Genomic DNA, 21,878 nt, shown 5'->3' on the forward strand with positions numbered 1-21,878 from the left:
TCAAGTCTTTATTGGTTTTTTATAAGCATTAACTCGACCTTACCTATCAAAATCACTGTTTCATCTTTTGATGAAATCAGCATCTCTTTATGTTCATTATTTGATGAAAATAATGCTGCCATTGTTCATAAAATTATCATCAATAAATATTAAGCATTTGAATTTTAATTAAATTTTAATATTGGCACGACTTTTGAAATATCTAGAGCAAACCTAGCACATGAGCATGAAGCTCTACATCGAAATCTTTTTGATGTTGATAAAAGGATAAGCACATGATTGACGCTAAACAACCTACCGCATTGGTTAAATATATCCGTATTACAGGTGAGCGGAATGCCAAATTTGTAGAGTTCGATTTTGCCATTCAAGACCCGACGCTTTTTGTGGAACTAATTCTCCCCCAACAGGCTTTCCAGCATTTTTGTGAAATTAATCACGTCATTGAAATGACCGCAGAACAACAAGCTTGGAACGATGCGCAGGAAGATAAATGGCGTTATGGCATTGAACCGACTGTTTTAAATCATGTTCGCCAACATTCTGATCAAGAAGATCAGGCTTAATTCTACAAGGAGAAGCTAATGACTTTAGAAATTAAAACATCCAATTTGGAACCGATTCGTCAGACTTATGCGTATATCGAACGCCGATTTGGAGCCAAGCCCGCAACACGCTATCAAGAAGTCAGCTTTGATATTCAAGCTTCAACAAACTTTCACTATCGCCCATTATGGAAGCCAGACAAAACCTTAAATGATAAAACCCATACGGCTTTGCAAATGCAAGATTGGTATGCATTTAAAGACCCTCGCCAGTTTTATTACGGCGCTTATGTACAACATCGTGCACGTCTGCAAGATACAGCTGAAAGTCATTATGCTTTTTTTGAAAAACGTCAGTTGGTCAATAATCTCAGTGATGAAGTAAAACAAAAAATCATCCAGTGTTTATTACCTTTTCGCTATGTCGAACAAACGGCCAACTTACATATGATGTCAGGCAGTGCCTATGGTTATGGCACAGTCATCACCCAGGCATGTATTTTTGCAGCAATGGATCGCCTCGGTATGGCGCAATATATTTCACGTATTGGCTTAATCCTCGATGGCAATACAGGTGAATCCTTACTGCAAGCCAAACACGCTTGGCTAAATAATGAAACTTGGCAACCCTTACGTAAACTTTGTGAACAAAGTCTAACCGAACAAGACTGGTTCAAACTTTATATTCTGCAAAATCTGTTGATTGACAGCATGTTACAAGAGCTGGTTTTTGGACAGCTGGATGAATGGCTGGTTGAAAATGGTGGGCGTGATATTGCCATTCTTACTGAATTTATGAAGGACTGTTTAACTGATTTAGCGAAGTGGTCAGACAGTGTTTTAAAAACTGCGATTTTAGAATCTGAAGACAATAAAACCCTGATTCAATCATGGATCACGGAATTACTACCCCAAGTTAAACAAGCCTTTAGTGCTTGGGCACAAACCGCACTCACGGATTCTGGGATTGATTCCGGTCTAAATAAGATCTCTGAACGTAGCAAAAAAGCCGGCAACATTTTACTCGATTTAGCAGCATAAGGATTTGCCATCATGACCTCTAAAGTTTATTTAGCATTGCAAGACAATGACACCTCACGCTACATCATTGAAGCGATTGAACAGGACAATCCTGAAGCAACAATTCAATATCTTCCCGCCATGATTCGGGTAGAAAGCACTGGCGAACTGGTGGTACGTGCAGAAACAGTATCAGAAAAACTTGGGCAAAACTGGGATATCCAAGAACTACAACTCAACATGATTACCTTGGGTGGCAATGTTGATGAAGATGATGACAGCTTTACCTTGAAGTGGAACTAAGCTGCGCTTCCCCTAGATTTAAAGCATAAATAGCAGGCAGCTGCATGTAAGTTAAAGGATGATCAAAATGAATAGCCAAGCCAAAGTAAACAATAAAAAACTCAATGCCAAAGAACGATATCGGATACTCACCCGTGATCTAGATTGGGACTTTTCCTATGCAGATCGTAAAGATGCCTTTCCGTATGAAGAGTTTGAAGGCATCAAAATTACCGACTGGTCGAAATGGGAAGATCCTTTCCGTTTAACCATGGATAACTATTGGAAATACCAAGCAGAAAAAGAAAAGAAGCTATATGCCATTTTTGATGCTTTTGCACAAAACAATGGACAAATGAATGTTTCAAATGAACGTTATGTCAACGCGATTAAACTGTTTTTAACCGCGGTAACCCCGCTTGAGTATCAAGCGTACCAAGGCTATGCCCATGTTGGGCGTCAGTTCAGTGGCATCGGTGCACGTATCGCCTCGCAAATGCAATCGATTGATGAATTACGTCATGTACAAACCCAGATTCATGCCATGAGCCATTACAACAAGTTCTTTGATGGCTTCCAAGACTGGGCGCATATGCATGACCGTGTCTGGTACTTGTCTGTACCTAAATCATTCTTTGAAGATGCACGTTCAGCGGGACCTTTTGAGTTTTTATTGGCAATCAGCTTTGCCTTTGAATATGTCCTAACTAACTTATTGTTCGTTCCATTCATGTCGGGAGCAGCTTACAACGGTGATATGGCAACCGTAACATTTGGCTTTAGTGCACAATCAGACGAAGCACGCCACATGACGCTAGGACTGGAAATTGTAAAATTCTTACTGGAACAGCACGAAGATAATGTGCCAATCGTACAAGAATGGATTGATAAATGGTTCTGGCGAGGAACTCGCCTGCTGTCCATCGTCGGCATGATGATGGATTACATGTTGCCAAATAAAGTCATGTCATGGAAAGAAGCTTGGGAAACTTATTTTGAAGAAGCAGGTGGCGCTTTATTTAAAGACTTAAGTCGCTACGGGATTCGTATGCCGAAATATAGTGAAGTGATTAGCAAAGAGAAAGAACATGTTTCGCATCAAGCATGGTGGATTTTCTATAACTTCGGTCATGCAGCAGGCTTCCATACGTGGATCCCAACAGATGAGGAAATGGATTGGCTCTCAGAAAAATACCCTGACACGTTTGATAAATACTACCGCCCACGTTGGGAACTTGCTCGAAAAATGGAAGCTGAAGGTAAACGCTTCTATAGCGCAGGTTTACCTCAATTGTGCCAAGTGTGCCAAATTCCAATGACCTTTACTGAAATGGATGGTGACCCAACACTATTTAGCTATCGTGATTCAATTTACAAAGATGAGCGTTATCACACTTGCTCTGATGGTTGTCATGACATTTTTGAACGCGAACCTGAGAAATACATCCAAGCGTGGTTGCCTGTACATCAAATTTTGCAGGGTAACTGTGGTGGTCCAGATTTAGAAAGTATTTTAAGGGATTACTACAACTTTAATGTCGGTGCAGACAATCTCGATATTGAAGGTTCACCTGACCAACAGCGCTGGAAAAAGTGGAAAGGCAACGCAGCTTAAACCCTCATCCAAAAATTAAAAAATAAGCAATGGATGTTGTCTAACTCGACAGCATCCGCTCAAGGATTTATTCAAAAGTTTAAGGAAATACACCATGACTGTACAAGCGATTGTTGAAAAATATCAATTTGAACCACTAGATCTACAACAAAATTACGGCGAAAACATGTTGTTGTTTATTGGTTGGGATCATCACACCTTATTTTGTTCGGCACATGCTTTTGTGGTTTCACCAAAACAAAGCTTACAAGCCTTGATTGATGGGCAAATTCAGGCGGGTTTTGAGCAACATCCCGATTTTAAACATATTGATTGGTCTAAAGTTGAATTCCGTTTAAACCGCAATCTTTTACAGGCTGATTTTTCTAAGTCCCTAGAAGATTTGGGTTTTGATCATAAATCTCTCCTGCGCTTTGTAACGCCTGATTTAGCAGGTTACCAAGGCACACATGTTTAAGGAGAACACAGATGAGCTATCAAGTCACGATTGAACCAGCAGGAACCATCATTCAAGTTGAAGAGGATCAAACCATTTTAGATGCAGCATTGCGTCAAGGTATTTGGTTGCCCTTTGCATGTGGACATGGCACTTGTGGTACATGTAAAGTTCAAGTCACAGACGGCTTTTATGATGTAGGTGAAGCCTCGCCTTTTGCGCTTATGGATATTGAACGTGAAGAAAATAAAGTGTTGGCTTGTTGTTGCAAGCCAGAATCTGACATGATCATCGAAGCGGATGTGGATGAAGACGAGGATTTCTTAGGCTATTTAGTCCAAGACTACCAAGCCAAAGTCATTGAAATAACGGATTTATCGCCGACGATTAAAGGTGTTCGACTTCAACTTGATCGACCAATGCAATTTCAAGCAGGTCAATACATCAATATCCAACTCCCCAATATTGAAGGAACCCGGGCATTTTCAATCGCCAATACACCGAGCGAAGCAAATCTGATCGAATTACATATTCGTAAAGTGCAAGGGGGTGCTGCAACACGCTATGTGCATGATGAACTGAGTGTTGGTGAAGAAATGGCGCTTTCAGGACCTTATGGACAATTTTTTGTGCGTAAGTCTGATCAGCAAAATGTCATTTTCATTGCAGGTGGTTCAGGTCTTTCAAGCCCTCAATCGATGATTCTGGATCTTTTAGAACAAGGTGACACCCGTATCATTTATTTGTTCCAAGGTGCACGGGATGTTGCTGAATTATATAACCGTGAAAAATTCGAACAGCTTGTCAAAGAATATCCAAATTTCAGATACATCCCTGCTTTAAATGCGCCTAAGCCAGAAGACCAATGGACTGGGTTTACAGGTTATGTACATGAAGCGGTTGCCAATTATTTTGAAAATAAATGCAGTGGTCACAAGGCATATTTATGTGGCCCGCCACCGATGATTGATGCCGCCATCTCCACCTTGATGCAAAGCCGCTTATTTGAAAAAGACATCCATACCGAACGCTTTTTAAGTGCTGCAGATGGTGCAAATGGGCAATCACGTTCGGCACTTTTTAGACACATCTAAAGTTGAGTGGTTGAACCCTTAAATTATCCAATATACCAACACCAGTTTGAGTGATCTGCACCGATTCCAGATCGCTCTCAAGATACTCATGCCAAATACTCATATCAATCAAAGGAAGATGATGATGAATAGACAACAAATCGATAGCCTCGTTCAGCAAATGAATGTCGCGACAGCAACAGGTGAAGTCAATCTGCGTGTTCAGCAAATCGTTGTTCGTTTACTTGGTGATTTATTCCAAGCCATTGAAGACTTAGATATGTCTCAAACCGAGCTTTGGAAAGGCTTAGAATATTTGACAGATGCAGGTCAAGCCAATGAACTGGGACTTTTGGCAGCAGGTCTAGGGCTAGAACATTACTTAGATTTACGTGCAGATGAAGCAGATACTAAAGCCGGTATTACAGGTGGAACACCACGAACAATTGAAGGACCGCTTTATGTTGCAGGTGCGCCTGAGTCCGTTGGCTTTGCTCGTATGGATGATGGCTCTGAATCTGCGCACGTCGATGCCTTAATCATTGAAGGCATTGTCACTGACACTGCTGGACAGATTATTCCCAATGCAAAAGTAGAAATCTGGCACGCCAACAGTTTAGGCAACTATTCATTCTTTGATAAATCTCAGTCTGCATTTAATTTACGCCGCAGTATTTTCACCGATACACAAGGTCAATATATTGCTCAAACCACCATGCCTGTCGGTTATGGCTGTCCACCTGAAGGTACAACACAAGCTTTACTCAATTTGTTGGGTCGACATGGTAACCGTCCTTCTCATGTTCACTACTTTGTCTCTGCGCCGGGTTATCGCAAACTGACCACTCAATTTAATATTGAAGGTGACAAATACCTTTGGGATGACTTTGCCTTTGCTACTCGTGATGGACTGATTGCTACTGCGCTGGATGTAACGGATCTCGCAAAAATTAAACAATACAATTTAAATAAAGCCTTTAAACACATCAAATTTAATTTCCAATTGGTCCAAGACGCTGATCAAGCCCCCTCTACAGAGGTTGATCGTCGTCGAGTAGCCGCTTAGTCAACAATGTAGTGATGCTTAATCCGTTTAACTACAGCTACCTGCAATAAAAATATCATTGAAAAGGATTTTCTATGAAACAACTGATGTTCAAACTTTCAGTTCCATTGATGCTCGGTTTAACCAGTAGCATTGCCTGTGCCACAGAAAATGGGGCTGACTCATTTGCCCTCGGTGCTGAAGGTATGATGGCAGGCGCACTACCACCTGCTGGCGTGTATCTATTAAGTTATTATCAAAATTACCATGCTGGAAGTTTTGATAATGGCCCAGCGAATTTTCATTTAGATGTAAATGCCTTTATACCCCGTTTGGTCTGGATGACAGAACAAAACTATTTCGGTGGTCAACTGGGTTTCTATGCCATACAGCCTATGGTTGATCTCAGATTATCTGCAGCGGGGATGTCAGATCATAACAGTGCCTTAGGTGATTTAATGTTGGGGTCAATGTTAGGTTGGCATCAAGGAGATCACCACTGGATTGCCGCGGTAGAAACAGTACTCGCCACAGGTCAATATGATAAGGCCACAGCACAACAGCCTTTGGTCGCCAATATTGGCAAAAACTACAATACTGTTCGACCGATTTTTGCTTACAGCTATGCCCCAAAAAATGGTTTAGATATTTCAACTAAAATTTCATATAGCTTTAATACTGAAAATGATGATACCCAATACAAATCTGGGGAATATTTTGCTGGTGATTATAGTCTTGGATATAAACTTACTGATCAGATTAAAGTGGCTGTTGAAGGCTATGCTTTTAAGCAAACCAAGTCCGATAAGCAACAGGGTGAAAATATTGCGATGCGTGGACAAGTTTTGGCAATTGGTCCTGCAATACAATATCAAGATAAAAACTGGTCAATTGAAGCAAAGTATTTAAAAGAAACTCATGTTGAGAATCGCCCTGAAGGTCATACGAGTGTATTAAAATTTGTGTGGGCTTTTTAGTGGGTATGCTTTCCACTCAGCTGTATTTGGTTTTTTGTGCTGATGCTCAAATGTAGTCGCTAAATCATATTCTTAATCAGTCATTAACGCCGAATGAAATTCATTCGGCGTTAATTTAGAAACCGTCAATTCAGGTTAAAATAAAGCTGTAATATATAGTCAACCTGTCAAAAAACTCTGACACAAAAATATAATTTTTTATAATCGCTATTTTTAATTAAATCAATTGTATGGGGAAATAAATTGTTTGATTATAAAAAAGTTTGCAATGCCACACCTTACAATAAAAGTTTAAATCACTTTGCGTAGGCGATGCCTCACTTTTCAGAGATGACAAAAATCTTCCGTTGGGCGAGGGGTACGTCCTGTACCCCCGCTCAACTGCGACATCCATGTCGCCCCACGGTAGGATAATCATCTAGGATTCAAAAGTACAAAAAAATGAATTAATATCCAACAATTTCTAAAAGTTCATATAAAAACATAAGCTTCATTTATAATCATTTATAAATCTAATACCAATCTTTTGCCTTTAGCACGAGATACACAGATCATCATCGATTGCTGTGATGCCTTTTCATCATCACTCAAATACTGATCAAAGTGCTCTGCTTCACCCTCTAGAATTGCAGTTTCACAGGTACCACACACCCCTTCACGACATAAACACTCAACATCGATATTCAATGCTTCAATTGCCTGTAAAATAGTCTGGTTGCCTTGAACTTCGACTTGCTGATTGGATTTCGCCAAAACCACAGTAAATGCTTCACCATCTTCAGGTACGGTTGAAGCAAATTGTTCCCAATGAATATATTCATCTCGATAACGATGAAAATTACAACGATCAATCACAGCATCAATCATTGGCTTTGGCCCACAGACATAAACATGTGTGCCCTTTGGCTGTGCAGAAATTAATTGATCGAGGTCAAGGCATTTCCCATCTGAATCGACATAACTAAAAATATGTTCAGCATGTTTTTGTTTGAGCTCTTGCAACAGCGCAGCATGCTCCAGCGAACGATAAGCATAATGCAATTCGTAATCTGCCCCACGTGCTGCCAATTCATCCATTTGCGGCACAAAAGGCGTAATCCCAATCCCACCCGCAATTAAAATATGTTTTGCGCCATTTTCAGCCAGTGGAAATAAATTTTTAGGTTCTGAAATCAGAATTTCACAACCTTCATTGCATTGCTCATGCATATAGACCGAACCACCTTTACCTTCTACATCTTTACGTACGCATACTTGGTAAGTGCTAAGATCCTGAGCACAGCTCATCAGTGAATAGGCATTGGAAAGCTGATCATTCATTTTAACAATGATATGACTGCCCCCATTAAACTGAGGAAAATTTTGTCCATCCTGACGTTTAAATGTAAACCGTTTGATCAATGGTGTAAGTTGCTCTACCCCTGTGACCACTGATGCAAACATTTCATAATGACTTGCCATGTCTAAATCCTCTTTACCACATATTGCTTTGTTAAGTACTTATTCAAGCGCTTTCTCATTGGGGGGCAGCGTGTTGAATGATCATCAATGAATGTCCAACACGCCTTTATCCTATAGCCCTAAACACATATATTTAATGGTCATGAATTCTTCTAAGCCATACTTAGAACCTTCACGGCCTACCCCTGATTGCTTCACGCCACCAAAGGGAACCACTTCATTTGAAATTGCAGTTGAGTTCATCCCCACCATGCCATATTCAAGTTGTTCTGCGACACGCCAGATCCGTGAAATGCTTTCGCTATACACATAGGCGGCCAAACCAAAAATGGTGTCATTGGCCTGAGCAACCACATCTGCTTCATCACTAAATCGAATCAGTGGTGCAACTGGCCCAAAGATTTCTTCTTTGACAATTTCCATGCTTTGATCCACATCTGTAAGCACAGTCGGTTCAAAAAAGGTCTGTCCAAGTGCATGCTGTTTACCACCACAAGCCACTTGTGCACCTTTTTTACGTGCATCATCGATCAACTGTTGTGCTTTAAGGACGGCTTTTTCATTGATTAAAGGGCCTATCTGTACATTTTCCTCAAGACCATTGCCAATCTTAAATTTTTCAACTTCTTGCACAAATTTCTCAGTAAATGCCTGATAAACCTTGTCATGTACATAAATACGGTTGGCACAAACACAGGTTTGCCCTGCATTACGGAATTTGGCAAAAATTGCACCTTGTACTGCTTTATCTAAATCTGCATCATCAAAAATAATCAATGGCGCATTTCCACCGAGTTCGAGCGCAAGTTTTTTAATCGTGTCTGAACATTGCTGCATCAATAAACGACCAACAGGCGTTGAACCAGTAAAAGTTAGTTTTTTGACTTTTTCATGACTGGTAAATACCGCACCGATTTCTTGTGATTGACCTGTTACAACATTGATCACCCCAGCAGGAATTCCTGCCATTTCTGCAAGTTTTGCAATGGCCAAGGCGCAATAAGGCGTTTCATTGGCAGGTTTAATCACAATCGTACAACCGGCAGCTAAAGCTGGCGCAGCCTTACGGGTAATCATGGCAATTGGGAAATTCCAAGGGGTGATTGCTGCAACCACACCTACAGGTTCCTTGGTAATGATAAAACGCTGTTGATTATTGGTGGTTGGAATCACATCACCATAAACCCGCTTACCCTCTTCTGCAAACCATTGAATAAATGAAGCAGCATATTTCACTTCACCTAAAGCTTCAGCCAAAGGCTTGCCTTGTTCAATAGTCATGATACGGGCCAGTTCGTCAGCATGTGCCAATACCAACTGATACCAAGCCAATAATAGATCTGCGCGTTTTTGTGCAGTTAATGCTTTCCATGTTGCTAAAGCTTGATATGCAGCATCAACCGCTCGGCTTGCTTCTGCTGCCCCCATATTGGGAATACGCCCAATCTCTTCACCTGTTGCTGGGTTGGTGACGGGTACAGTGGCCTTGGATTGTGCATTGATCCACTGACCATTTACCCATCCGCGTTGTTGAAATAGCGGACTACCTTGCAAACTTGACATGTCATGATCCTATGGTTTGAAAGCAAGGTACGGCTTCATTTGCCGTACCTTTAACTTGAGAGCTTCTCTAAAAATCACATGATTGAGCTGTTCGCCCTGGTGATGTTTTGAGAGGCTCCTTTAAATGATTACTTGTGATATTGCGCAACGAGGTTTTGGAAATAAGCAATACCGTGTTCACTAATCCCCGAACGTTGCTTATCCGTCATGATTCGCCCTTGACCGCGATAACCACGTGACTTTAAGCCACGTTGCACACTTTCAACCAGATTTAAATCTTCTGGGCGGAAGACATTACGATACCATTCAATCAAATCTTTTTGGTCTTGAGTCAGTTCTTCATTGGTAAAGTAAATATCATAATGTTGTAATGTCGTTTCAGCATCTACAGGAAATTCATAGATCACAGTCATGAAGTTACCGCCTGGTGGTACATTAAACATGGTGCAAGGCCATGTCCAAAAGCCACTAAAGGTTGGATCTTTCACAGATGGATCAAGCTTGAACGATTTTTCCGAAGAGCGTGCATAACCGTACTGCAAAGTCCAGTTTTGATGTGTGGTATGCCAATATTTATCCACTTGAACAGAATCTGCAAAGCCTGGATGTGCAGGTCCACAGTGATAACACTCCATATAGTTATCTACAATCACTTTCCAATTTGCAGGTGTCTCTGTCACAAAGCGTGCTGCAAGTTTTAAATCTTTGATGACAGCACAAGTTTCATTAAGTTTTTGGGCAAATTCAGGCAATTGATCTTCAACACAAGTGGCATTTTCATCCATGTTAATAAAAATAAAACCTGCGTATTCTTCAACTTTTACCGGTACCATCGTTGAGTTTTGTTTATCAAATGATTCAACATGATCACAGTTACGTGCCAACGCCAAACTCCCGTCTAGCTTGAATGTCCATGCATGATAAGGACAGGTAATTACATTCTTCGCTTTACCACTTCCGCTTAACAATTCATGACCACGATGTGGACAGACATTATAAAAAGCCCGTAATACACTATCTTTACCTCGAATCACGATAATGTTTTCACCAATCACCTTACGAGTAATATAGTCATTGGCTTGCGCCACCTCACTGCCGTGTGCAACGCAAATCCAGCTTTTTGCAAAAATTTCTTCTTTTTCACGCTCAAAAACCTGAGAAGATGTATAGAAGACTTTTGGAAAGGTCCAAGCTACGTCCGGGTTTGAACAGAAATCTTCTGGTAATTTTTCAACTGCATTCATGTCTTTTACTCCATTAAACTCTTTTTTGTCCTAACGACCTTTTGATTAAAATTGGCTGATGTTCAAATCAATTAAACATTGGCTTTAACGAACTCAGCATTTGCTGATATAAATCTTGCACCACAGGACAATCACGGACTAAACGTAAACTGCCATGCAGTAATCCTTTACCGAAATAAAATTCGGTTGCAATATTGGCTTGTTTTAACTTGTCAGCAAAAATACGCCCGTCATCACAGAGTGGGTCATACTCAGCGACAGCGATAAAACTAGACGGCATATCGGAAAAATCCTGTGCCAACAGTGGCGATAAACGCAAGTCCTGCCAATCGCTTGCATTTGGCGCATAGGCTTTCAAGTAATCATGCATATCTGTTACTGACAGTAACGGTGCATCTGCTTGCTGCTGACAGGATGCCGTATCAAAACGACTACTCAAACATGGATAAACCATTGCAAGACCACAGGCTTGAGCCCCTGTATGTTGTAATTGCACTGCAAGTGCAGCCGCTAAATTACCGCCCGCACTGTCCCCCATCAAAACAATTTTATTTGGGTTTATCTTCCATTGCAGACCATGTTGATATAACCATTGATATACTGTTTCACAGTCTTCATATGCAGCTGGAAAATGGTGCTCTGGTGTTAAGCGATAATCCACACTCAGCACAGCAACATTTAAATCACGACATAAATAGCGAGTGATAAACTCATGTGAATCAAGATTCCCCACCATCCAACCACCACCATGAAGATATAAAATACATGGCCAACCTGTTGCTGGTGCTTCACCCAGTGGTGAATACAACCGAACATTGACTGGATGATTGAGCTGCGGCACAGTTTTATCTTCAATATTGACCGTACCATCACGCGGTAAGGTGTAATGCAAGCACATCGCATCATACGCAGCCCGAATAGAATCGATATCATCATCCGCAGGCGAATAAATGCTGCTCCAATACACCAGACTTTGCATTTCTTCACTCAATCTATAGTGCATGCTCGGTTGTTGTGTCATGACAATTCCTTTTGACTGGTTTTATCCGCAGTGGGTTCAATTGCAACATCAATGTGCATATGTTTATTTGAGTCTGTTTGATCCAAAGATTCCAACTCACTAAAACTCATTTGCTCAATCAGATGAGATGGAACCTTTGAATAATCCTCAATCAACCATTTCACCAAGCCATAGGTCTGTATCAAAATAATCACAATGAATGGCAAGGCAGTCACAATGGTCGCAGTTTTCATGGTGTCCAAAGGCGCTTTAGAGAAAATCATCGCAATCGGAACAAGGGTTAGCATCACACACCAGAACAACCGCGCATTTGGTGATGGGTCTTGCCCCTCACGTAAACCGCGGGTACACGTTGCTGACACCGCATAACCCACAGCATCCATATGTGCTGCAAGAAAAATCACCATAATTCCAAGGAAGATCCACATCATCAGTTTGCCAGCAGGCAATAAACCAAGCAGTTGGCTAATCGCAACTTCACCGCCTTGTTGGCTTAAAACTTGTGGCACATTGACCATACCGTGAATAAAGTTATAGACACTGTAGTTTTCAAACACCCCAAAGATGAACCATAAACCAACGCTACCGCCGATGACCATGGCAAGAATCACTTCTTTGATGGTACGTCCCTTTGAAACACGCGTTACAAATAACGCCACACCCGGTGCATAAGAAATCCACCATAACCAATAAAATACGGTCCATTCACGGGTGAACTTTCCATCGCCCATTGGGTCGGTAAATAAACTCATATCGACAAAATTGGTTGCCATTAAGCCAAAGCTCATCAGCGAGTTATTCATAATGAATTGGGTCGGCCCAAAGCACAGCACATAAATCGCAAACAACACCACACCTAAACACACCATATGGCTGAGACGTTGCATGCCCTTATCCATTCCCACATAAGAACTTAGGGCGAATAAAATCGATACTGCAAAAATAATCACCACTTTGGTCATAAAAGTATTGGGAATACCTGTCAACTGCGACAAAATATTGGTAAAGGTCACCGCAGTCAGCACCAAAGAAATCGTTAAAGCACCGAACATACACAACAAGAACATCAGATCGACAAGACGCCCAACAGGTCCGGTTGCCTTAAAGCCAGTGACCGCTTCAATCATTGAAGCCAAACTCAAGCCTTTATTCTTTCTGACATGGTAGCTATAACACAGTGAAATTGAAGCTAGCGCATAAATCGACCAAGCACTCAATCCCGAATGAAAGAATGAGTAAGCAACGCTATATTTCAATGCTTCCGCAGATTCAGGGGTTAAATTTAAACCCGGTGTTTGATAATAATAAGCCCAGTCTAAGAAGCCCCAATATAAGGTCGAAGAACCAATACCCGATAAAATGAACATGAAAATCCATGACATGGTAGTGTATTGCGGCTTACCTTCACCTAACTTGATTTTTCCATATTTACTAAACGCCAAAGCAAAGGTAAAAATAATTGACAAAAATGTAAATAACAGCACTGGTGTGGTAAAAACAGATGTTGTCCACTTCATCCATTGAGCAGCAAGCTGTATAGATTCAGTTGAGTAAATTGCCAAACCAGCCACCGAAATAAACACTACGGCAAGACTGGTTATTGCAAGTGTCTTATCTGTATAAAGTTTTGTATTTTGATTATCCATATCCATTCAATCCATCTTGGATCCTGATTGTTTATTCCCTAAGGGCGATTACTCCATCGCGAATAAGTTCATTTTTTGATGTGTTACAAATGCTGCAATCGCATCTCCAACTTCGCCCGTTTTGGCTGTTCCACCCACATCTGGTGTTTTCGGGCCATGTAACAATACATGTTCAATCGCCTGCATAATCTCTTGGCCTGCTTGAACCACCTGTTCGTCGCCATCTGCCAAGAAATCCAACATCATTGCACCAGACCAGATTGCAGCAATTGGATTGGCAATTTTTTGACCATAAATATCGGGTGCAGAACCATGTACAGGTTCAAATAACGATGGGAAATTACGTTCTGGATTTAAGTTTGCAGAAGCGGCTAAACCAATCGTTCCTGTACATGCAGGTCCCAAATCCGACAAAATATCACCAAATAAGTTTGAAGCAACCACCACATCAAAACGTTCAGGCTGTAATACAAAACGAGCGGCCAAAATATCGACATGCTGTTTGTCTGCCTTGATTTGCGGATACTGTTTTGCCATCGCATCAACACGTTCATCCCAGTACGGCATACTGACTGCAATACCATTTGATTTGGTTGCAGCGGTAACTTTTTTAGCATCGCGTTGATTGGCAAACTCAAAAGCATATTTCAAAATGCGATCTACACCATGACGGGTAAACACAGCTTCTTGTAAAACAAACTCACGCTCAGTACCTTCAAAAGCCTTACCACCAATCGCAGAGTATTCACCTTCGCTATTTTCACGGACCACGTAGAAATCAATATCTCCTGGTTTTTTACCTGCAAGTGGGCATTTCACCCCAGGCATTAAACGTACTGGACGTAAATTCACATATTGGTCAAAACGACGACGGAACTGTAGCAAAGACCCCCAAAGAGAAATATGATCTGGTACTTTTTCTGGCCAGCCCACAGCACCAAAGAAAATTGCATCGTATTGCTGTAAAATTTCAAACCAGTTGTCTGGCATCATTTTGCCGTGTTCAAGATAATAATCACAACTTGCCCACTCAAATGCATCGAACTGTATCGCTATGCCATATTTGTCTGCAGCAGCCTTTACAACCTTAATCCCTTCTGGTAGAACTTCTAATCCGATTCCATCGCCTGCAATCGTCGCAACTTTATACTTTTTTGCCATAACGCTCCCTTACACCTTTGGTTAATATCCTTAGAAGTAAACATGCTATTTTCAGCAAAAATGATCAATAATAAAACTATCACCCCAATGGACACGGATCGTGAACAATCTACCTAACCTATCGGATTTAAAGGTTTTTTGCACAGTAACGAAACGCAGAAGTTTTGTTGCATCTGCGGAAGAACTGGGTGTTTCACCTGCATTTATTAGTAAGCGCATCAATATTTTAGAAAACAATTTAAACTGTAAATTGTTTCATCGCAGTACCCGTCATGTCAGTTTGACTGAAGATGGCAAACTGATTTTGGAGAGAGTTGTTCATATTTTGAATGAGTTCGATGAAATCAGTGAGTTAGTCAATAACCCATTGAGTACCCCTACTGGACATCTGGATATTGTCAGTAGCTTTGGTTTTGGACGCAAACACGTCGCACCGATCCTATCGAAGCTAATGACCATGTATCCAAAATTAGAAATTCAGTTTGATACGATTGATAATACGAAAGATTTAATTCAACACAGTATTGATCTAGATATTCGGATTGGTAATGAAATTGCACCCAATATGATTGCCAAAAAAATGGTTTCAAACTTCCGAATTTTTTGTGCTGCACCAAGCTATTTAGTCAAAAATGGTATGCCTAAAAGCTTAGATGATTTGCGCAATCATGATTGCTTAACCATCAGTGAGCGTGATCAATCCTCGGTGTTATGGAAATTGCGACATGCCTCGGAAGATATGTCCGTACATGTTACTCCTCGCTTTATATCCAATAATGGTGAAATTATTCATCAATTGGCAGTTGAAGGTCATGGCATTATCTTACGTTCAATTTGGGATGTTGCTGATGAGCTGATTAGTGGTCAGTTACAGCATATTTTGCCTGAGTACTGGCAAGATGCCGATGTATGGGCGGTCTATCCTTCACGGCTAAAAAGCTCGTCTAAATTACAGACTTGTATCCTGTTTATACAAAATGAACTGCTCCATCGATTGCAGCATGTTCAGAACCTATCGCGTGGACAACAGGTTCAAGCGGTTGAACTGACTCAACCGAATACAGAAAAAGTATTTCTATAATTACGATAAGCTGCCTGCTTTCTTTTTCCATCAACATCATGCACATTAACCCGATCATGAAAAAGCAGGTAGCATATGAGTACGGCAATATTTGGCCTTATTTTAATCGCAGCGGCATTTCACGCCACTTGGAATGCTATTGTAAAAGCAGGCTCAAATAAATTTTTAACCACTGTATTGGTGACTGCATCAGCAGCAGTTTTAGCAGCGCTACTACTGCCCTTTTTCCCGCTACCACATCGCGCTAGCTGGCCTTATATTTTAGCCTCAACGGGAATACAAATTCTCTATTTTGGCATGGTTGCCAAAATCTATCGTGTCGCTGACATGGGACTAAGCTATCCACTGATGCGCGGTACTGCTCCGCTTATTGTGGCAGTTTTGGGGACATTTTTGCTACATGAAACACTGGAATTCAATGCGTGGGTTGGGATCATTACCATTTCGATTGGCATTTTATCCATGATCTTAGCAAGCTCTCAAACGGGACGAAAAGGGATTGGTTTAGCCTTACTCAATGCGGTCTTGATTGCTGGCTATACCTTGGTGGATGGTCATGGGATTCGTCTCTCAGGATCACCCATTTCTTATATCTTATGGAGCTTTGTGCTCTCAGGTCTGATCTTTTTTATATTTGCCTTGAAAATGCAGTATCGCCAGATGGGTGATTATTTTCGTCATAATTGGCATTTCGGTTTAATCGGTGGGATTGGCTCATTTTTCTCTTATGGACTCGCATTGTGGGCGATGACACTTGCACCAGTTGCGATTGTTGCCGCACTGCGTGAAACCTCAATTTTATTTGCTACGCTAATTTCGATCTTTATTCTCAAAGAGCAAGTTAATACGATACGTATTATCTCGTCATGTATTATTTTAATCGGGGCATTGGTCCTAAGAGTTGCCTAATACTAAAAGCCGTTTATTCCTAAGTACCAACTATTCCTAAGAGTAGCTGGCGTAGGCAGAACCGAAAGAACCAGCCTTTTTAAATAGACTGGTTGATCTTCAATGTTAATTTTAGAAGTAATAACCAATTGATAAGTAAAATAATTTATTCCACTGATTACTGTCGCCTTGTGCTAGACCACTGGCACTCCCGCCTGTCATTGGATCATTACGACTCCAAATATATTCACCCTGAATTCCTACGGCCTTGTAATTAAAATACACCCCCGCAATTAAACGATCTGAATCTTGATAGCTCTTCTGATCTTTAAAGAAACGGCTATAGGACAGATAAGGTTTAATATTTTCTAACTGATAAAAAGGCTGTGCCAAGGTGTAATTAATTTCATTGGCCATAAATTTACCTTTATTGGCCACTTGGTAGGGATAATCAAATGCCCCGATGGTTGAGCTATTTGGCAGAAGATTATCGGCATTTTTAATGTTCTGTTCACCTGCAAGGAAAAGCCATTGCCATGCTTGATAATTGGTTGTACTAAATACACTCCATGTACTTCGATGACCGTCTTGCTGCGTGCGATTATTTTCCAGATCTGAGTACCAGAATGAACCACCAATCTCAGTTGAAAACTTTTGCGCTGGGTCCAACTCAAATTTTTTAGATAAGCGAGTCACCCACATATTTTTTTCATCGATATCTGTGCCTTGGCTTAAATCATCGGCTTGAACGAAGTTACCACTATAGCGACTTGCGTCTTTGGATGTCCCTGTATAGTTACCGCCATCTGTTGGGTAAAAACCTAAAATAAAATTGTATTGATCATTTTTAAACTGATACTTCGCACCTAGATTTTGAATATCTTCTAAGCCAACCGTATTTAGCAAGGTTTCATAATAGCTGTTGCCCCACAGTCGACCAAATCCAAAATCAACTGACTGGAAACCCACGGTAAAGCGTTGTTGGTCTGAAATTTTATATCCAGCCCAAGCATCTTTTAGAAATAATCCATCACATAAACGGCTGTATTGGTAACAGCGTAGATCTAATGAGGCAATCCAATTTGGATTTTCATAACTCAATACTGTTTTAATATCTGCAAGCTGCCAATCCTTATTTTTAGAACCTTCGTTTGCCTCAACGATATAATCTTTGTACATATATCGGGTACGAATTGCGCCAGAAAGTTTAAGCTCACCTGATTCTGTTTTAGGGTCACCTATACTTAAATCTGCTGCAAAACTGAGCATGCTGACCAAAAGTCCCATTGAACCTATAAATAGAAATAACTTCTTCATTGTTGTACATCCTTGTTTAACCTCATATAAAAATGAAGAGTTTATGTACAACAAACAATGGGCAAACTATAAAGTCGGAATTTACAGACTGTGTTTAATGCGGATTGATTAAATGATAGTAAGGGAGTAAAAAATCTGTGATTTTTAGGTTTTATTGAAAAACCAAACTTATGACAACGATTCAAATCAAAGCGTCTTAAAATCAATAAAATCGTTTTTAATTTTGATTACATGCAGCTAACTTTGATGTACTTTTATAAACAGAAATCTGCCAGACATTAATGTCATCATAGCTTAATGGAATACCTGCCGGAGTCTTTGCGAATTTTCCTAATGGATATAAAATAATTAGAGAAAAATCTTCTCTAAAAAACCTAACTATAGGTATTTTTTAATTCTATTTGGCACTTTGCTTAAAAGACCTAATTTTTTCATCTCTGCATAATATAGAGCGTAGTTTTTTCTAGCGATCGGTTCATTTTTTTGTGCGACATAAATATCGGCTATATTTAAGTAAGCTACTGCTCTACTTGGATCTAGCTTTATAACATGGTTTAAAATGTTTAAAGATTCATTGTAATAACCTAATTTATATAAATAAAATGCAGAATCATTAAGCTCTTGAATATCATTTTTGCTATATACAGGCAATTGACAATTTATACTTTTAATTATTTCATCTATTTCTAATTTCTCAGACTTTTTCAATTTCTTTAAATTTTGGCTTGTTGAATAATTCATATAAACAACTGTGCCTCTTCCCCCACCTACATCAGCCTCCCAAATAGGTAGATCCTTTTGCTTATCCCACTTTCCAGCACACATACCGCTTAACATTGTTGGAATAGCATCCACAATCACTTTATTTTTATTATTGATAATTAAACAGTAGCGTTGATCATGATCTGAAATCGGTAAGGTCAAAAAGTTATATTTTTTAGTGATGTATGAATATTCAGGAAAGACATCTTTCGATGAAAGACTAAAATTTTCATCACTTAAATTTAGCGGACTACAATTTTTATAGCTTAAAAAATCAGGAGTTGCATATACTGTAAAAATTGTACTACTTAACAATATAAAGAACGTTTTCTTTAGCATTATGGTTGTCCTAGTGTTTATAACTTTATTATAAGTTCAGGTTCATTGATTGGCTCATAGAATTTGTTACTTTATAAAGTAATTTAGAGGCTACATGCTGTTTAAATTTTCTTGAGCTTATAAAGTATAGTCATGGGTTTAAATTGAGATATTTTAATTTTGTTTTAAAATAAAAAAATGATTGTTGAAATTAGCAAACAAAATGATGAAATAGTGATATTTCTTGTAACAGACTTATACCATTTACCATGATCTCTGAATAATAAATTAAGGTTTTTATCATTGAGATTAGGAGATAAAGGCAAGTATCCTTTAGAAAAAACTGAGTTTCTTTTAAGTATTTTTAACTCCCTAAATCTTAAAGCAGCAATAGCTCCTACAGCCATTTCTATTTTTAAGTGATTCGCCCAATCTAATTTTTTATAATATTTGGGATCTCCAAAAAATAGATTAGAGAGAGAATGAAGATTTTTTTTAACATATTTATAGCTTTTAAATACAGCAATTGGATAGCTAACAAACAAAAGTAAGGTTGTGATAGTTAGTATTATTTTTAAAGTATTTTCCAGCATTTTATTTAGTCATCCATTCTATACTTCTATCAGCACCAGATCCAACCATTTCACCTAGCCAATCTCCGGCTATTCCTCCAGTAACAGCGTAAGCACCAATAACGACTAGCTCAATATCATCTCTATAAATGGGCTACGACAAAGTTGAAGTCTTGGTTTTTGATGTAAGTTAATTTTCAATATTATTTTGGCACGAAGAGTAATATCGTTAATATTGATAAGCAAATAGACGAAAAATTATATTTTGTACAACAGACTTATACCAATCTCCATGATTCTTTAATAATAGATTAAGGTTTTTATCATTGAGGCTAGGTGCTAATGGTAATAACCCTTTAGAAAAAACTGTATCTCTTTTTAATACTTTTAGTTCTCTGAATCTAGCTGCCGCAATAATTCCTATTGTTGTCTCGATCAAAAAGAAATTAGTTAAAGCTAACTTTTTAAAATATTTAGGATTTTCAAAAAGTAATTTAGATATAGCACTAAGATTTTTTTTAACATATACATAACTTTTGAAACTAGAAATCAATGCACAAGAGATCCAAAGAGACCCAACTACTGCAAAAATTATTTCCAAATACTTTTCTAACATTCTAATTAATCACTCTTTCTATATTTTTATCTACGCCATTTCCCATAATTTAACCAACCTTACCTCCCCCTATTCAAACAGCAACAATGCAGCATCTCTATAACGATTAATCCAATACCACCTGTTCCGACACTTATAACTATTGCGGTGCAAAGCTATTTAGTTCATAAACATAGAGCTTAATATAATCAGTTTGAACTTTCGATGATTTCACTGATTCCCATACAATCAGATCACCATCCCGACCAAACAAGTTTAGACTGTAGGCTGATTGGTAATTCTAAAATAATCGGCGACCAAACACATCATAACCATAATCAGTAATTATTTACAAAGATCATCACCCCATTTATTGTAAGAATACAAAACACCATCGACATTATTTTTTGGTAATTTTTCACCTTTAAAATCATAAAGTTCCCCATTCCCAACAATTACTACATTGATACGATTATTCAAACCTAAACAATATGTATTAACGCCTACTCCTTTTCCTTTAAGCATCCATCCATCTTTTTCTAATAAATTTGTTATTTCTAATATTTTCTGACTATTATTAGAACCCTTTAGATCAAAATATAAAACTTGTACTTCTGCTCTTCGTAATGAATCAATAACGTCCAAATTTTCACCTAAAACAGTTTTCATTTTTTCATCAAACGGGTATTTATCTGAAGGTTCATTATAAATTTTATTACTACTGCATCCTATTAAAGTGATCATAGAACATATTAAAAAACTTAAACTGCAAAATTTCATATTTAATCCCTAATTTTTTCTGTAAGAGAGCGGCCTTGACCTTCAACACCATATCCAACATTAAAATCAGCACCTGGAGTACCAACCCCAATTTCAAAACCTTTCATCGTTTTAGAGGCAAAATAAGCTTTAACTTTTTCACTAACCGATGTAGAACTTGTATCAATAGGTAATACTAAACCTGCACGTACTCCCCATATACCACCACTTGCACTTCCTGCTAAACCAGTTAAAAATGCATCTGTATTATTTACTTCACAATCCTTTACTGGTTTATTAAAAATATAACCTGCCACAACTAGCCGAAAACTTACCTTTTAATTTTGTAAGATCAGAAGCACCTAGTTTTTTACTTCCATCAAGCACCATCACAGCATTCAGAGGTGGTCCCACATGTTTGAACAACTAAAAGCTTATTTATAAGTGATACTCTGCTCTAGTTAAGCTACCTTATTTTGTTGTGGTAGCTGGTCATA

The 21,878-nt window shown here is 39.1% G+C and carries 22 protein-coding genes and 1 pseudogene; 10 read left to right on the forward strand and 13 right to left on the reverse strand.

What is annotated here, in order from left to right:
* Nucleotides 1–275: 275 nt before the first annotated feature.
* The 8 genes from ACG916_RS06110 to ACG916_RS06145 all read left to right on the forward strand — a co-directional run bounded on the left by ACG916_RS06110 (nt 276) and on the right by ACG916_RS06145 (nt 6,993).
* Entirely contained in the window at nt 276–566 is a 291-nt protein-coding gene (locus tag ACG916_RS06110) for a phenol hydroxylase subunit (protein WP_336954770.1), read from the forward strand.
* A gap of 18 nt (nt 567–584) precedes the next feature.
* The gene (locus ACG916_RS06115; RefSeq protein ID WP_419328266.1) at nt 585–1,586 is read left to right on the forward strand and encodes an aromatic/alkene monooxygenase hydroxylase subunit beta; all 1,002 of its coding nucleotides are present in this window, start codon (nt 585–587) and stop codon (nt 1,584–1,586) included.
* Between the two features lie 12 nt (nt 1,587–1,598).
* Nucleotides 1,599–1,868, forward strand: a complete 270-nt coding sequence (locus ACG916_RS06120) for an MmoB/DmpM family protein (RefSeq protein WP_004721361.1) — start codon at nt 1,599–1,601, stop codon at nt 1,866–1,868.
* A gap of 67 nt (nt 1,869–1,935) precedes the next feature.
* The gene (locus ACG916_RS06125; RefSeq protein WP_004820631.1) at nt 1,936–3,462 is read left to right on the forward strand and encodes an aromatic/alkene/methane monooxygenase hydroxylase/oxygenase subunit alpha; all 1,527 of its coding nucleotides are present in this window, start codon (nt 1,936–1,938) and stop codon (nt 3,460–3,462) included.
* A 94-nt stretch (nt 3,463–3,556) separates the two neighbouring features.
* Nucleotides 3,557–3,919: a phenol hydroxylase subunit P4 gene (locus ACG916_RS06130; RefSeq protein WP_004721365.1), complete on the forward strand. Its 363-nt coding sequence runs from the start codon at nt 3,557–3,559 to the stop codon at nt 3,917–3,919.
* Between the two features lie 11 nt (nt 3,920–3,930).
* Nucleotides 3,931–4,992 carry an NADH:ubiquinone reductase (Na(+)-transporting) subunit F gene (locus ACG916_RS06135; protein ID WP_419328265.1) on the forward strand — a complete coding sequence of 354 codons (1,062 nt, stop codon included), beginning with the start codon at nt 3,931–3,933 and terminating at the stop codon, nt 4,990–4,992.
* A gap of 124 nt (nt 4,993–5,116) precedes the next feature.
* Entirely contained in the window at nt 5,117–6,037 is a 921-nt protein-coding gene (gene catA / locus ACG916_RS06140) for a catechol 1,2-dioxygenase (RefSeq protein WP_419328264.1), read from the forward strand.
* Between the two features lie 74 nt (nt 6,038–6,111).
* The gene (locus ACG916_RS06145) at nt 6,112–6,993 is read left to right on the forward strand and encodes a SphA family protein (protein WP_419328263.1); all 882 of its coding nucleotides are present in this window, start codon (nt 6,112–6,114) and stop codon (nt 6,991–6,993) included.
* Between the two features lie 504 nt (nt 6,994–7,497).
* Here ACG916_RS06145 and cntB read toward each other — a convergent pair.
* The 6 genes from cntB to ACG916_RS06175 form a co-directional block, all read right to left on the reverse strand.
* Nucleotides 7,498–8,454, reverse strand: coding sequence for a carnitine monooxygenase, reductase subunit CntB (cntB, locus tag ACG916_RS06150; protein ID WP_336954775.1), 957 nt, complete (start codon nt 8,452–8,454; stop codon nt 7,498–7,500).
* A 111-nt stretch (nt 8,455–8,565) separates the two neighbouring features.
* Entirely contained in the window at nt 8,566–10,017 is a 1,452-nt protein-coding gene (locus tag ACG916_RS06155) for an NAD-dependent succinate-semialdehyde dehydrogenase (RefSeq protein ID WP_419328262.1), read from the reverse strand.
* Nucleotides 10,018–10,145: 128 nt separating this feature from the next.
* On the reverse strand, nt 10,146–11,261 hold the full coding sequence (cntA, locus tag ACG916_RS06160; protein ID WP_419328261.1) for a carnitine monooxygenase subunit alpha: 1,116 nt from the start codon (nt 11,259–11,261) through the stop codon (nt 10,146–10,148).
* A 67-nt stretch (nt 11,262–11,328) separates the two neighbouring features.
* A complete protein-coding gene (locus tag ACG916_RS06165) occupies nt 11,329–12,282 on the reverse strand; it encodes an alpha/beta hydrolase (protein ID WP_419328260.1) in 954 nt (317 codons plus the stop codon).
* Entirely contained in the window at nt 12,279–13,934 is a 1,656-nt protein-coding gene (locus ACG916_RS06170) for a BCCT family transporter (RefSeq protein ID WP_336954779.1), read from the reverse strand. The genes ACG916_RS06165 and ACG916_RS06170 overlap by 4 nt, the downstream gene beginning before the upstream one ends.
* A gap of 42 nt (nt 13,935–13,976) precedes the next feature.
* Nucleotides 13,977–15,089, reverse strand: a complete 1,113-nt coding sequence (locus ACG916_RS06175; RefSeq protein WP_419328259.1) for a tartrate dehydrogenase — start codon at nt 15,087–15,089, stop codon at nt 13,977–13,979.
* Between the two features lie 100 nt (nt 15,090–15,189).
* Between ACG916_RS06175 and ACG916_RS06180 the strand changes: the two genes are divergently transcribed.
* Entirely contained in the window at nt 15,190–16,170 is a 981-nt protein-coding gene (locus ACG916_RS06180) for a LysR family transcriptional regulator (RefSeq protein WP_419328258.1), read from the forward strand.
* A 75-nt stretch (nt 16,171–16,245) separates the two neighbouring features.
* Nucleotides 16,246–17,079: a DMT family transporter gene (locus tag ACG916_RS06185; RefSeq protein WP_419328257.1), complete on the forward strand. Its 834-nt coding sequence runs from the start codon at nt 16,246–16,248 to the stop codon at nt 17,077–17,079.
* Between the two features lie 111 nt (nt 17,080–17,190).
* Here ACG916_RS06185 and ACG916_RS06190 read toward each other — a convergent pair whose 3' ends face one another.
* From ACG916_RS06190 to ACG916_RS06220, 7 genes and pseudogenes are all read right to left on the reverse strand, one after another.
* Entirely contained in the window at nt 17,191–18,375 is a 1,185-nt protein-coding gene (locus tag ACG916_RS06190) for a TonB-dependent receptor (protein ID WP_419328256.1), read from the reverse strand.
* Between the two features lie 378 nt (nt 18,376–18,753).
* Nucleotides 18,754–19,476: a tetratricopeptide repeat protein gene (locus ACG916_RS06195; protein ID WP_419328255.1), complete on the reverse strand. Its 723-nt coding sequence runs from the start codon at nt 19,474–19,476 to the stop codon at nt 18,754–18,756.
* Between the two features lie 164 nt (nt 19,477–19,640).
* Nucleotides 19,641–20,048, reverse strand: a complete 408-nt coding sequence (locus ACG916_RS06200) for a hypothetical protein (RefSeq protein ID WP_419328254.1) — start codon at nt 20,046–20,048, stop codon at nt 19,641–19,643.
* Nucleotides 20,049–20,256: 208 nt separating this feature from the next.
* On the reverse strand, nt 20,257–20,643 hold the full coding sequence (locus ACG916_RS06205; protein ID WP_419328253.1) for a hypothetical protein: 387 nt from the start codon (nt 20,641–20,643) through the stop codon (nt 20,257–20,259).
* Between the two features lie 139 nt (nt 20,644–20,782).
* Nucleotides 20,783–20,971, reverse strand: a pseudogene (locus tag ACG916_RS06210) (hypothetical protein); the annotation flags it as partial.
* Nucleotides 20,968–21,402: a hypothetical protein gene (locus ACG916_RS06215; protein ID WP_419328252.1), complete on the reverse strand. Its 435-nt coding sequence runs from the start codon at nt 21,400–21,402 to the stop codon at nt 20,968–20,970. The pseudogene ACG916_RS06210 and the gene ACG916_RS06215, both read right to left, overlap by 4 nt.
* A 2-nt stretch (nt 21,403–21,404) precedes the next feature.
* The gene (locus ACG916_RS06220) at nt 21,405–21,698 is read right to left on the reverse strand and encodes a hypothetical protein (RefSeq protein ID WP_419328251.1); all 294 of its coding nucleotides are present in this window, start codon (nt 21,696–21,698) and stop codon (nt 21,405–21,407) included.
* Nucleotides 21,699–21,878 lie beyond the last annotated feature (180 nt).

Origin of the sequence: Acinetobacter legionensis (assembly GCF_048552295.1) — a bacterium.
Classification (GTDB): Bacteria; Pseudomonadota; Gammaproteobacteria; order Pseudomonadales; family Moraxellaceae; genus Acinetobacter.

Bases quoted from the DNA above. Each gene is read 5' to 3' on its own strand.
- ACG916_RS06110 (WP_336954770.1), top strand. From the start codon at position 276: ATGATTGACGCTAAACAACCTACCGCATTGGTTAAATATATCCGTATT.
- ACG916_RS06115 (WP_419328266.1), top strand. From the start codon at position 585: ATGACTTTAGAAATTAAAACATCCAATTTGGAACCGATTCGTCAGACT.
- ACG916_RS06120 (WP_004721361.1), top strand. From the start codon at position 1,599: ATGACCTCTAAAGTTTATTTAGCATTGCAAGACAATGACACCTCACGC.
- ACG916_RS06125 (WP_004820631.1), top strand. From the start codon at position 1,936: ATGAATAGCCAAGCCAAAGTAAACAATAAAAAACTCAATGCCAAAGAA.
- ACG916_RS06130 (WP_004721365.1), top strand. From the start codon at position 3,557: ATGACTGTACAAGCGATTGTTGAAAAATATCAATTTGAACCACTAGAT.
- ACG916_RS06135 (WP_419328265.1), top strand. From the start codon at position 3,931: ATGAGCTATCAAGTCACGATTGAACCAGCAGGAACCATCATTCAAGTT.
- catA (WP_419328264.1), top strand. From the start codon at position 5,117: ATGAATAGACAACAAATCGATAGCCTCGTTCAGCAAATGAATGTCGCG.
- ACG916_RS06145 (WP_419328263.1), top strand. From the start codon at position 6,112: ATGAAACAACTGATGTTCAAACTTTCAGTTCCATTGATGCTCGGTTTA.
- cntB (WP_336954775.1), bottom strand. From the start codon at position 8,454: ATGGCAAGTCATTATGAAATGTTTGCATCAGTGGTCACAGGGGTAGAG.
- ACG916_RS06155 (WP_419328262.1), bottom strand. From the start codon at position 10,017: ATGTCAAGTTTGCAAGGTAGTCCGCTATTTCAACAACGCGGATGGGTA.
- cntA (WP_419328261.1), bottom strand. From the start codon at position 11,261: ATGAATGCAGTTGAAAAATTACCAGAAGATTTCTGTTCAAACCCGGAC.
- ACG916_RS06165 (WP_419328260.1), bottom strand. From the start codon at position 12,282: ATGACACAACAACCGAGCATGCACTATAGATTGAGTGAAGAAATGCAA.
- ACG916_RS06170 (WP_336954779.1), bottom strand. From the start codon at position 13,934: ATGGATATGGATAATCAAAATACAAAACTTTATACAGATAAGACACTT.
- ACG916_RS06175 (WP_419328259.1), bottom strand. From the start codon at position 15,089: ATGGCAAAAAAGTATAAAGTTGCGACGATTGCAGGCGATGGAATCGGA.
- ACG916_RS06185 (WP_419328257.1), top strand. From the start codon at position 16,246: ATGAGTACGGCAATATTTGGCCTTATTTTAATCGCAGCGGCATTTCAC.
- ACG916_RS06190 (WP_419328256.1), bottom strand. From the start codon at position 18,375: ATGAAGAAGTTATTTCTATTTATAGGTTCAATGGGACTTTTGGTCAGC.
- ACG916_RS06195 (WP_419328255.1), bottom strand. From the start codon at position 19,476: ATGCTAAAGAAAACGTTCTTTATATTGTTAAGTAGTACAATTTTTACA.
- ACG916_RS06200 (WP_419328254.1), bottom strand. From the start codon at position 20,048: ATGCTGGAAAATACTTTAAAAATAATACTAACTATCACAACCTTACTT.
- ACG916_RS06205 (WP_419328253.1), bottom strand. From the start codon at position 20,643: ATGTTAGAAAAGTATTTGGAAATAATTTTTGCAGTAGTTGGGTCTCTT.
- ACG916_RS06215 (WP_419328252.1), bottom strand. From the start codon at position 21,402: ATGAAATTTTGCAGTTTAAGTTTTTTAATATGTTCTATGATCACTTTA.